The sequence below is a fragment of the Phenylobacterium sp. genome, assembly GCF_030697925.1.
Classification (GTDB): Bacteria; Pseudomonadota; Alphaproteobacteria; order Caulobacterales; family Caulobacteraceae; genus Phenylobacterium.
Genome location: NZ_JAUYOJ010000026.1, coordinates 1 through 11,290, shown reverse-complemented (window position 1 = coordinate 11,290; position 11,290 = coordinate 1). Strand labels below are relative to the sequence as shown.

Below are 11,290 nucleotides of genomic sequence, written 5' to 3'. Positions count from 1 at the left end.
GAAGCCCTTGGCGATCATCTTGCCGATGCCGCGCGAACCGCCGGTGACGAGGGCGACCCGGCCCTCCAGCGAAAACAGTCCCTGAGCCATGTGGCGCCTTTCCCTAGGGTGATCGTTATCACCGCTCATAGACCCGAGTTCGGCGCTCGCAAACCCAACGGATTTTTGACTCGCGCGCGTCCGGCCGGGCCTATAAACAACCGTTTGAATCCGAGCGCGGCCAGCTATTACGAGCCGCCCCTTCCATCAGTCGAGGATGCGCCCCCCATGGCCGAGATCAATTCGGTGACCGACCTTTCGCTGGAAGGCGATGTCGCCGTCATCACGCTCAACTCACCGCCGGTGAACGCCCTGTCGGCCAAGGTCCGCGAAGGCCTCTATGAGGGCTTCAAGGCGGCCGGCGCCAATCCGGCGGCCAAGGCGATCGTGCTGATCTGCGAAGGCCGCACCTTCATCGCCGGCGCCGACATCACCGAGTTCGGCGGCGCCATGGCCGGGCCCAGCCTGTTCGACGTCCAGGGCATGATGGAGAACTCGCCCAAGCCGGTGATCGCCGCCATCCACGGCACCGTCCTGGGCGGCGGCCTGGAAGTCGCCCTGTGCGCCCACTATCGAGTGGCGGTTCCGTCCGCGAAATTCGGTCTGCCGGAAGTGAACCTGGGCCTGCTGCCCGGCGCCGGCGGCACCCAGCGCCTGCCCCGCGTGGTGGGCCCCGAGCGCGCGCTCGAGATGATGACCTCCGGCCGCCACGTCCCGGCCAAGGAAGCCCTGGCCGGCGGCCTGGCCGATGAGCTGGTGGAGGAAGGCAAGCTGCGCGAAGGCGCCCTGGCCTTCGCCAAGAAAGTGCTGGCCGAGAACCGCCCGCTGACCCGCATCCGCGACCAGAACGAAAAGGTCGAGGCCGCCCGCGGCAAGCCGGAGATCTTCGCCGAGTTCCGCAAGGCCAATGCGCGCAAGTTCCGCGGCTTCCTGGCCCCGGAATACAACATCCAGACCATCGAGGCGGCGGTGAACCTGCCCTTCGAGGAGGGGCTGAAAGTCGAGCGTAAGCTGTTCGGCGAGCTGATGAGCGGCCCGCAGTCTGCCGCCCAGCGCTATTCCTTCTTCGCCGAGCGCACGGCCAACAAGATCCCGGGCATCGCCGACGACACGCCGCTGATCCCCATCAAGAAGGTCGGGATCATCGGCGCCGGCACCATGGGCGGCGGCATCGCCATGAACTTCGCCAACGCCGGCATCCCGGTGGTGATCGTCGAACAGAGGCAGGAGCCGCTAGACCGGGGCCTGGCCACCATCCGCAAGAATTACGAGCGCACGGCTTCGCGCGGCGGCATCACCGCCCAGCAGGTCGAGGACCGCTGCGCCCTGATCACCGGCTCGCTGTCGATGGAGGACTCGTTCGGCGACGTCGATCTGGTGATCGAGGCTGTGTTCGAGCGCATGGACATCAAGAAGGACATCTTCGCCAAGCTGGACGCCATATGTAAGCCGGGCGCGATCCTGGCCACCAACACCTCGGGCCTGAACATCGACGAGATCGCCTCGGTGACCAAGCGTCCGGAGAGCGTCATCGGCCTGCACTTCTTCTCGCCGGCCAATGTGATGAAGCTGCTGGAGATCGTCCGCGCCGACCACACCTCCGACAGCGTCATCGCCACCTCGATGAAGCTGGCCAAGCAGATCGGCAAGATCGCTGTCCTGGTGGGCGTCTGCCCCGGCTTCGTCGGCAACCGCATCCTGGGCCAGCGCCAGCGCGAAGCGCAGAAGCTGGTCATGGAAGGCGCCATGCCCTGGGAGGTCGACCGCGTGCTCTACGACTTCGGCTTCCCCATGGGTCCGTTCGCCATGAGCGACCTGGCCGGCCTGGACATCGGCTGGGTGAAGGAGAAGTCCAACGGCGAGAGCATCCGCGACGTGCTCTGCGAAGCCGACCGCCGCGGCCAGAAGACCGGCGCTGGCTATTACGACTACGACGAGAACCGCAACGCCAAGCCCAGCCCGTTCACCGAGAACGTGATCAACGACTTCATCGTCAAGTCGGGCGCGAACCCGCGCAAGATCAGCGACGAGGAGATCCTGGAACGCTGCATCTATCCGATGATCAACGAGGGCATGAAGATCCTCGAAGAGGGTAAGGCCATCCGCGCCTCCGACATCGATGTGGTCTGGCAGAACGGCTACGGCTGGCCGGTCTATCGCGGCGGCCCGATGCACTATGGCGACCAGATCGGCCCCGCCAAGGTGCTGGCCAAGATGCAGGAATTCCAGGCCAAGATGGGCGACCAGTTCAAGCCCGCCCCGCTGCTGGAAAAGCTCGTTTCCGAAAACAAGAAGTTCGCCGACCTCTAAGGCGGAACATCATCCAGAGACAGCCGCCCGGCCTCGCGCCGGGCGGTAGAGCAGGACACCTTCCTCCCAACTCTTAGGAACACACCTTCATGCGTGAAGCCGTTATCGTCTCCACCGCCCGCACGCCGATCGGCAAGGCCTATCGCGGCGCGTTCAACAACACCTCCGGCGCCGAACTTGGTGGCCACGTGATCGCCGAGGCCGTGGCCCGCGCCGGCGTCGATCCAGGCGAAATCGACGACGTGGTCATGGGCGCGGCCCTGCAGCAGGGCTCGACCGGCAACAACATCGCCCGCCAGGCCGCCCTGCGCGCCGGCCTGCCCAACACCGTCTCGGGCATGACCCTGGACCGCCAGTGCTCCTCGGGCCTGATGGGCATCGCCACGGCCGCCAAGTACATCATCAACGACGGGGCGACCGTCGCCGTCGGCGGCGGGCTGGAAAGCATCAGCCTGGTCCAGAACGACAAGATGAACCGCTACCGCACCAGCGATAAGTGGCTGAACGAGCACGTTCCGGAAATCCACACCTCGATGCTCGAGACCGCCGAGATCGTGGCCGATCGTTACAATGTCAGCCGCGAAGCCCAGGACGAGTACGCCTATCAGTCCCAGCAGCGCACCGCCGCGGCGCAGGCCGCCGGCGTGTTCAACGCCGAGATCGCGCCGCTGACCTCGATCATGCTGGTGCAGAACAAGGAGACCGGCGAGTTCTCCGAAAAGGAAGTCCGCCTGACCCAGGACGAGGGCAACCGGCCCCAGACCACCCTGGCCGACCTGCAGAAGCTGGCCCCCGTGTTCAAGGGCGGCCAGTACGTCAAGGAAGGCCGGTTCATCACCGCCGGCAACGCCAGCCAGCTCTCCGACGGCGCCGCCGCTGTGGTGCTGATGGAGCGCAAGGAAGCCGAGCGTCGCGGCCTGACCCCGCTGGGCGCCTATCGCGGCATGGCCGTGGCCGGCTGCGGCCCGGAAGAAATGGGTATTGGCCCGGTGTTCGCGATCCCCAAGCTGCTGGAGCGCAACGGCCTGAAGATCGAGGACATCGACATGTGGGAGCTGAACGAGGCCTTTGCCTCGCAATGCCTCTACTGCCGTGACCACCTCGGCATCGATCCCGAAAAGTACAATGTCTCGGGCGGCGCCATCTCCATCGGCCACCCCTATGGCATGACCGGCGCCCGTGCGACCGGCCACATCCTGCACGAAGGCAAACGTCGCGGCGCCAAGTACGGCGTCGTCACCATGTGCGTCGGCGGCGGGATGGGCGCGGCGGGTCTGTTCGAGATCTTCTAATATCGTTCAATATTGAACGATCTTGAGGGGGCCGTCCGCGAGGGCGGCCCTTTTCATGACCAAGTCATTCTCCTGGCACGGGAAAGTTTACGTTGCGCCGTCGCCACACCCCCAAAAGGGGGCGGCCTCGCGACGATTAACCGATCATTAGCCACGCTCAGCCGGCCCAGGACCAAGGGGTTCGCGTCGCCGGCCTCTTTGAGTGGGGTAAGTTCAAATGAAGAAGCTTTTGGCGGCGGCCGCCCTGGCCGCGTGCGTGATGGCCGGGGCTCCGGCCCAGGCCTCGACGATCTATTCGCAGGACTTCAGCAGCGGCCTGAACGCCAACGAAGCCGTCGGCGGCAATTTCGGAATCCACAACGGCACAGTCGGCCACGCGGGCTGGTACGGCGACTACGAGTACTCATTCTACGACCTGGCGCTCGATCTCACCGGCGTGAGCGGCGCCCAGATCGTCTTCGACTACATCATGAACGCCGAGAGCCACTACGACCGCTTCAACGTCCTGGCCTCGCTGGGCGCCTTTTTGCCGCCGGCCGGCCTGCTGACCCCGGTCTCGGGTTTGGCTTACACCGACGAAGGCGACGTCCACATGGCCCAACTGGGTCAGGTCGCCTTGGCCAACAGCGCCTCGGGAACGGCGCGCTTCGACCTTTCTGGGTTCGACGGCCAGCTGGTCAACCTGCGCTTCCAGTTCGGCACGGATGGATCGGTCACCTCGAGCGGTCTGAACCTGGACAACATCACCGTGACCGGGAACGTGCTGACCAGCGGCGTCCCCGAACCCGCCACCTGGGCGATGATGATCACCGGGTTCTTCGGCGCCGGCGCCATGGTCCGTTCCAGCCGCCGTCGTGGCGTCGCGGCCTTCGCCTGACGCCGTCCACGGATCGATCTTCCAGGGCTGCCCGCGAGGGCGGCCCTTTCTTTGGCCAAGTCATTCCCCTGACACGGGAAAATTCACGTTGCGCCGTCGCCACACCCCCAAAAGGGGGCGGCGGCCTCAAGGTTTACTGATCACTAACAAACCCCAACAGGACCCGACTTCCGGGCGCTGGTCGCAAGTCTGCGGCAGATGGGGTGTTCAATGCGTTTTAGACTGGGTTTCGCTGCGGCAGCGTCGGTGCTGGCGCTTTCGGTTTCCGCGCCCGCGATGGCGACGACGCTCATCGAGGATTTCGAGGCGCCCTTCCCAGGGTGGGAATCGGGCTGGCTGGCGACCAACTCCAACCTTGAGAACTACTACGGCGCCGGCGCCGGCCGCGGAAACAATCCGGACGGCCTCTGGATCGCGGATGGCCTGGCCAACGGCGCCGACGCGGTGATCAATTTCAACACCGCGTTCGGCGCGACCCTGTCGAGCTTCGAAATCGACGTCGCCGCCTACGCCACCCCCACGCTGCGGATCTGGGACCTGGCCGGAGCCACGCTCCTGTCCGTCGTTCTCCCCTACAATCCCGGCGCCTATAGCGACCCGGGAGCCTACAACCACTTCTCGGTGGTCTCGACAAACGGCATCGGCGGGTTCTCCTTCGTGGGCGACAGCGTCGAGGGAAATGTCAGCATCGACAATGTGCGGGTGAACCTCGAAGGCACAGGCAGCGCCGTTCCCGAGCCGGCGACCTGGGCCATGATGATCACCGGTTTCGGCCTGGCCGGTTCGGCCCTGCGCCGCCGCCGCCAGACGGCCGTCCTCGCCTAGGAGCGACCGATCTCGGCACGATCTGGGGCCGTCCGTCGGGGCGGCCCCTTTTCGCATCGCGAGAAATTCCGCTGGCCTGCCGTGGCGTACGGGGGGCCAATGTCCTGGCGAATTCCGCCCGCGAGGCGGTGCGACAAGGCGAGGATATTCCGATGGGCGAGGCTTGGATCATCGATACGGCGCGCACGCCGCGGGGCGTGGGCAAGGTGGACAAGGGTGGGCTGGCCAATGTCCACCCGCAGCGGATCCTCTCGACGGTGCTGAAGGCGCTGGCCGAGCGGAACGGGCTGAACACCGCCGATGTGGACGACGTCATCGCCGGCTGCGGCACCCAGAGCGGTAAGCAGGGCTCCTGCATCGCCCGGATGGCGGCGCTGGACGCCGGCTATTCGGTCGAGGCGCCCGGCATGAGCCTGGACCGCTTCTGCGGCTCGGGCCTGACGGCGGTGAATCTGGCGGCCATGGGCGTGATGTCCGGCGCCCAGGACCTGGTGATCGCCGGCGGCGTCGAGAGCATGTCCCATGGTTCGACCCTGAAGCGGCAGGCCGGCCCGACCCTCGACAGCCTCAACACCCACCTGCGCGCCATCCATCCGCAACCGCACCAGGGCGTTTGCGGCGACGTGGTGGCGACCTTGGAGGGCTTCACCCGCGACGACGTGGACAAGCTGGCGGTCGAGAGCCAGCGGCGCGCGGCCCATGCCATGGCCAACGGCTATTTCTCCAAGAGCCTGATCCCGGTCTATAACGACGATGGCTCGCTGGCCCTCGACAACGAGGAATATCCGCGGCCCCAGACCACGCTCGAGGGCCTGGGCCAGCTCAAGGCCGCCTTCGCCGCCCTCTACGACATGCCGCTGGACGAGGAAGGCCTCTCCTTCCGCCGGCTGGTGGAAGCCACCTATCCGGACCTGAAGATCAACCACGTGCACCATGCCGGCAATTCGTCGGGCGTGGTGGACGGCGCCGGGGCCGTGGTCATCGCCTCGCCGGACTACGCCCGCGCGCACGGCCTGAAGCCGCGGGCGCGGATCGTCTCCATCGCCACTGCCGGCGATTCCCCGGAGCTGATGCTGAACGCGCCCGGTCCGGCGGCCCGCAAGGCGCTGCGCAAGGCCGGCATGTCGATGAAGGACATCCAGCTCGTCGAGATCAACGAGGCCTTCGCCGTGGTGCCGCTGAAGTTCATGCGCGACCTCGACGTCAATCCGGACATCGTCAACGTCAATGGCGGGGCCATAGCCCTGGGCCATCCGATCGGCGCAACCGGGGCCATGATCCTGGGCACCCTGCTGGACGAGATGGAGCGCCGCGACTTGACCGTCGGCATGGCCACCCTGTGCGCCGCCGGCGGCATGGCCCCGGCCGCCATCATCGAGCGGATCTAGGCAGGGACAGCCAGACCCCGGGCCTGGGCCTCGGCGGCGGTGAAGTAGACGACGCCGTCGCCCCAGTCGTGGGTGAGGATCGCGGCGGGCGGCCTGGCGTCCTCGCCGCACAGCAAGGCCAGTTCCTTGGCCGTCAGCATTCCCCAGCGGGCGAAGGCCTGCGCCGGCGTCGGGTCCGGACGCGGCTTGGCGGTCACGCCGGGCAAGGCGGCCTCCAGGCCTGCTTCATAGTCCTCATAAGGGACCCAACCCGCCACCGTGTGCTCGCCGCCCGGCCCCTTGAAGATCACCGTCGGCAGGGCGTAGCGGTCACGGCCCTCGGAGTGCTTCAGCTCCCCGTTCATCGGGCTGTCGTGCTTGAGGTTGCGCACATAGTCGTTCGGCGTGCGGGTCTCCTCCCAGTCGGCGCGATAGGCCGCGGCGACCTCGGCGCGGGCCTGGTCGGCGCGCCAGCGGGCGTGGTCGAGGCCAGGGACACCTTGCGTCGCCGCATCGAACTCGTCGGGGATCTGCGGCCCCAGACCGAAGACGAAGATCTGCTCGCGGAACCGGCGCAACACGGCGTGGGCCACGTCCTGGCCCTGCAGCTCGGCGGCCTTCACCGCCTGGCCCAAGGGGTCCGTGGACTGCAGCATCAGGCGCATGGGGTTGGGATAGGGCATGCCCGTCAGGCGCCAGACCCGCTTCCAATAGGCCAGCATCGGCTCGGCGGCGCTGACCCGGTCCCAGCCCTCCTTGCCGGTGGCGGCGTTCCCCACCAGGCCGCCCATCACCTTGCGCCAGGCGATGTGCTCACCGAACCGCCAGTCCAGCAACCGCAGCAAGGGCTCGGCGCCCCAGGCGGTGGAGCAGACGGCGTCGGTATATTCGACAGCCTCGACACGTTGCATGGCGGCTCCTCCCGGGGACTTGTGGGGATCGAGCGTCAACCCCGCCCCCGCGCTTGGCAAGGGAAACCATTCCGCCACGCCTAGACCCCGAACAGGGCCTTTAGATACGGATTGAGCAGCCGCCCTTCCGGATCGAGCCGGCGGCGGACCTCCAGGAAGTCATTCCAGTTCGGATAGAGGGCGGCGAGGTCGCGCGCCTTCAGGCTGTGCAGCTTGCCCCAGTGCGGCCGGCCGCCGTGCTTGCGAAGGATCGGCTGGATGAGGCTGAACAGAAAATCGTACTCGTCCTTGTAGTGACAATGCACGGCGATGGAGCCGCGCGGCCCGCCCTGGAAGGGCGAGAGCCAAGCCTCGTCGGCGGCGATGCGTCGAACCTCGATGGGGAAGAAGACATCCGGGCGATGGGTCTCGATGGCGGCGACCACCGCCTTAAGCGCCGCCAGGTGGGTGGCGACCGGCAGGTGGAACTCCATCTCGTTGAAGCGCACAGGCCGCTCGGTGGAGAGCAGCTTCCAGCCCTCGTCGATGGCTTCCTCCGGCTCGGCCGAGCCCAGCAGGGCCTTGGCCGCGGCCTTGCGCAGGGGCGAGGAGAACCGGGTCAGATTGCGGAGCTGCTTCAACACCTCGAGGAAGGCGTCGTCGGTCGAGGCCGCGCGCGGGGTGGCCGCGGCGTCGGTCTCGTCATGGCTGATCCCGGCGGCCAGGTCGGTGAACGGGACGGCGTAGAACTCGAAATTGCGATGCCTGTTCCAGCGCGCCTCGGCCGCCTCGACCATCGCCTCGAACGGCTCGATCCAGACGCGCCGGTGCAGCCGGCGGTTGGAGGTGGTGGCGAGTCGCGCCTGCGTGATGACGCCCAGAGCGCCCAGGGAGACCTTGGCGGCCTGGAAGACGTCCGCGTTCTGATTGGCGTCGCAGTCGAGGATTTCGCCGGAGACCGTGGCGAGGCGCAGGGCGGTGACGTCGCCGTGGATGGCCTTCAGCGCCTTGCCCGTGCCGTGGGTGGCGGTGCCCAGGCAGCCGCCCAGGGACTGCTTGTTGATATCGGGCAGATTGGCCATGGCGCGACCGCGTTCGGCGAGCGTCGGGCCAAGCGCGCCCAGCCGGGTCCCGGCCCAGACCACCGCCTCCTCGCCCTCCCAGCGCTCGACGCCCGCGAGCCCGTCCAGGGTCATCAAGCTGCCGGAGGTCGGCACGAGCGCCGTGAACGAATGCCCGGCCCCGACGGCGCGCACGGGCGCGACGGCGGTCTTGAGCGCCTGGACGACCTCGGCCTCGGACTTGGGGGCCAGCCGGGCGGCGGGATAGGCGTGCTCGATCCCCGACCAGTTGCGCCAGAGCAGGCGCTTGTCGGCGTCCAGGCTGGGCGGGGACGGCGGCTCGGGCTTGTCGCGGGTCGCCAGGAAGGTCCCGCCCGCCCCCACGGCCACGACGCCGGCGGCCCCCGCGGCCAATGTCGCGCGCCGCGAGATCACGACTTGCCCGCCATGAACCGGGTCAGGGCCTGGAAGTCGTCGGGCGTGCAGGCGGCGCACTGTCCGGTGGCCGGCATGGCCTTGTAGCCCTGGATCACATGGTCGAGCAGCACGGACTCCCCCTGCTTCCAGCGCGGCGCCCAGGCCTTGGCGTCTCCCACCAGCGGCGCGCCCGCTTGCGGATTGACGTGGCAGGCCTTGCACGACCCCTCGTACAGGCCCGCCAGCCGGACGTCGGCGGGCGCGAGGCTGGACGGATTGGCCGGCGGCGGGGGCTTCGGCCCGCAGGCGCAGAGGATCAGGCCCGCGAGCGCGAGCAGCACCAGATGCTTCAAAGGTCCCTCCCGCAGCATTCGCCGTCCGGCTGAGCTTAGCCTTGAGTCCCCGGTGACGTCTCGCGGCGGGTGGGCGAGAGCCCTAGCTCGGATCGTACTTGAAGCTGACGCTGAGCTTGGTGCGGAAGGACTCGATCTTCCCATCCGCACCGAGAGCGATGTCGAGCTTGGTCACCTCCGCGACGCGCAGCTCGCGCAAGGACCCCGCCGCCGCGGCCAGGGCCTGCTTGGCCGCGTCCTCCCAACCGGTTTCGCTCGTGCCGATGATCTCGGTGACACGGTAGACGCTCATAGGCTTCTCCCTTGCATCCCCCGGCCATCATTGAGCGCCGCAATCGACGCAACGGCAAGCGGTGCGAAGGCTCAGCCCAGCCGGCCAACCGCCTCGACCACGGCGCCGGTCTTTTCCAGGATCACCATGTGGCCCGCCTCGGGGATCGAGACCAGCTCGGCGCCGGCGATCCCCTTCTTGAACCCGTGGGCGTAGAAGGGCGGGATCAGCCTGTCGCTGTCGCCCCAGACCACCACCGTCCTGGCCTTGATCCGGTAGAGACGCTGGGCGAGCCCCCGTTCCGGGATCGGGAACAGGATGCGGCCGGCCATGCCCAGCTGGCGCGCATTGGTCACCAGATAGGTCTGCAGGAAGTTCGGATCCTCGACATTGCGCCCGGCGGTCAGCATGGCCGCGCCGGCCTCCGCGTCGTGGAACAGCATCTGCGGCATCTCGTATGGCATCAGCGAGAAGAGGTCGGCGATCGGATGGTCGTCGTCCCACAGCCCGGCCGGGCAGATCAGGGCGAGGCGCGATACGTCGTTGGGCGCGAGGGCGGCCATCTCCGCGGCGATCATGCCGCCCATGGAGTGGCCGACCAGGATCGGGTCCTTCAGGCCCAGGGCCTCGACCACGTCCCAGCTGTGCAGGGTGAAATCCAGCATGTCGCGGATCTCGGGGCATTCCTCGCTGTCGCCATAGCCCGGGATCAGCGGGGCGTAGACATGATGCCGCTGCGCCAGGGCGTTCAGGAACGGGTCCTCGGCCGTGAGGCCCCCCGCGCCATGCAGGAACACCAGGTCGGGGCCGGAGCCGCCTTCCAGGTAGCGGACGGGGACGTGCCGGGTCTGGACGGTCTTCAGTTCCATGATCGCTGTCCCCTCAGGCGTAGGTCTTGGCGAGGTCGGCGCCGGTGGGCGCCTCCTTCGGCAGGCGGCCGGCGCTCACGCGCTTATCCAGCGGGCTGGTCCAGAAGCGGTTGTCGTCGTCCCAGTCGGGGAACATGTTCCGCAGCTTGGGCATCACCTTTTCGGCGAACAGCTTGGTGGAATACATGCACTTGTCGGCTGGCATGTTTCCCACGTGCATCAGGCAGAAGATGTTGCCGACGTTGAGGCCCTTGATCAGCTCCTCCATCCGCTGGCGGACGGTCTCGGGAGAGCCGGCGATCACGTGGCCCTGCTCGGTCAGCTCCTTCCAGGTGAGCTGGGTGTAGCCGCCGCGCGGCGGAGCGTACTGGCTCAGCGCGCCGGTCTGGATGGTCTTGATGGTCCGGTAACCCGGCGCGTCGGCGAAGCCCGGATAGACGTGCAGGCAGCGATTGTAGAAATAGCTGACGTGCTCGGAATAGAGTCGCTCGGCCTCCTCGTCGGTGTCGGCCACCAGGATGGTCTGGGCGAAGCCGGCCCGGTAGGGACTCTTGTCCACCCCCCGCTCCTCGACCCGCTTCCAGTAGCCGTTCATCAGGGCCTGGGCCCGCAGGTAGCCGGAGAAGCTGAGGTAGGAATAGGAATAGGTGTTGTCGATGCAGAAGTCGTAGGTCTCCACCGACCCGCCGCCGGGGATGTGGACCGGGGGATGCGGCTTG

10 protein-coding genes and 2 pseudogenes are annotated in these 11,290 nt (G+C 67.5%); 5 read left to right on the top strand and 7 right to left on the bottom strand.

All coding sequences use genetic code 11. The features are described from left to right. Positions 1–90 (bottom strand): annotated as a pseudogene (locus Q8Q88_RS03330) (3-oxoacyl-ACP reductase); the annotation flags it as partial. 177 nt (positions 91–267) lie between these two features. Here Q8Q88_RS03330 and Q8Q88_RS03325 point away from each other — a divergent pair. The 5 genes and pseudogenes from Q8Q88_RS03325 (at position 268) to Q8Q88_RS03305 (ending at position 6,731) form a co-directional block, all read left to right on the top strand. Continuing rightward, entirely contained in the window at positions 268–2,349 is a 2,082-nt protein-coding gene (locus tag Q8Q88_RS03325) for a 3-hydroxyacyl-CoA dehydrogenase NAD-binding domain-containing protein (RefSeq protein ID WP_305673778.1), read from the top strand. Positions 2,350–2,438: 89 nt separating this feature from the next. Next, the gene (locus Q8Q88_RS03320) at positions 2,439–3,641 is read left to right on the top strand and encodes an acetyl-CoA C-acyltransferase (protein WP_305673777.1); all 1,203 of its coding nucleotides are present in this window, start codon (positions 2,439–2,441) and stop codon (positions 3,639–3,641) included. Between the two features lie 427 nt (positions 3,642–4,068). After that, positions 4,069–4,518 (top strand): annotated as a pseudogene (locus Q8Q88_RS03315) (PEPxxWA-CTERM sorting domain-containing protein); the annotation flags it as partial. A 210-nt stretch (positions 4,519–4,728) separates the two neighbouring features. Next, positions 4,729–5,343: a PEPxxWA-CTERM sorting domain-containing protein gene (locus tag Q8Q88_RS03310; RefSeq protein WP_305673775.1), complete on the top strand. Its 615-nt coding sequence runs from the start codon at positions 4,729–4,731 to the stop codon at positions 5,341–5,343. A 152-nt stretch (positions 5,344–5,495) separates the two neighbouring features. Further along, positions 5,496–6,731, top strand: a complete 1,236-nt coding sequence (locus Q8Q88_RS03305) for an acetyl-CoA C-acetyltransferase (protein ID WP_305673774.1) — start codon at positions 5,496–5,498, stop codon at positions 6,729–6,731. Here Q8Q88_RS03305 and Q8Q88_RS03300 read toward each other — a convergent pair. From Q8Q88_RS03300 to Q8Q88_RS03275, 6 genes are all read right to left on the bottom strand, one after another. Beyond that, positions 6,728–7,621 (bottom strand): DsbA family protein, encoded by an 894-nt coding sequence (locus tag Q8Q88_RS03300; RefSeq protein WP_305673773.1) that lies wholly within the window; start codon positions 7,619–7,621, stop codon positions 6,728–6,730. The two genes, Q8Q88_RS03305 and Q8Q88_RS03300, sit on opposite strands and share 4 nt — an antisense overlap. A gap of 80 nt (positions 7,622–7,701) precedes the next feature. Then, positions 7,702–9,096: a D-arabinono-1,4-lactone oxidase gene (locus Q8Q88_RS03295; RefSeq protein ID WP_305673772.1), complete on the bottom strand. Its 1,395-nt coding sequence runs from the start codon at positions 9,094–9,096 to the stop codon at positions 7,702–7,704. Further along, the gene (locus tag Q8Q88_RS03290; RefSeq protein WP_305673771.1) at positions 9,093–9,431 is read right to left on the bottom strand and encodes a cytochrome c5 family protein; all 339 of its coding nucleotides are present in this window, start codon (positions 9,429–9,431) and stop codon (positions 9,093–9,095) included. Before Q8Q88_RS03290 ends, Q8Q88_RS03295 begins: the two co-directional genes overlap by 4 nt. 82 nt (positions 9,432–9,513) lie before the next feature. After that, positions 9,514–9,723: a dodecin family protein gene (locus Q8Q88_RS03285; RefSeq protein WP_305673770.1), complete on the bottom strand. Its 210-nt coding sequence runs from the start codon at positions 9,721–9,723 to the stop codon at positions 9,514–9,516. A 71-nt stretch (positions 9,724–9,794) separates the two neighbouring features. Next, positions 9,795–10,571 (bottom strand): alpha/beta fold hydrolase, encoded by a 777-nt coding sequence (locus Q8Q88_RS03280; RefSeq protein ID WP_305673769.1) that lies wholly within the window; start codon positions 10,569–10,571, stop codon positions 9,795–9,797. Between the two features lie 13 nt (positions 10,572–10,584). Continuing rightward, the coding region (locus tag Q8Q88_RS03275; protein ID WP_305673768.1) for an LLM class flavin-dependent oxidoreductase at positions 10,585–11,290 on the bottom strand (706 nt) is incomplete at its 5' end.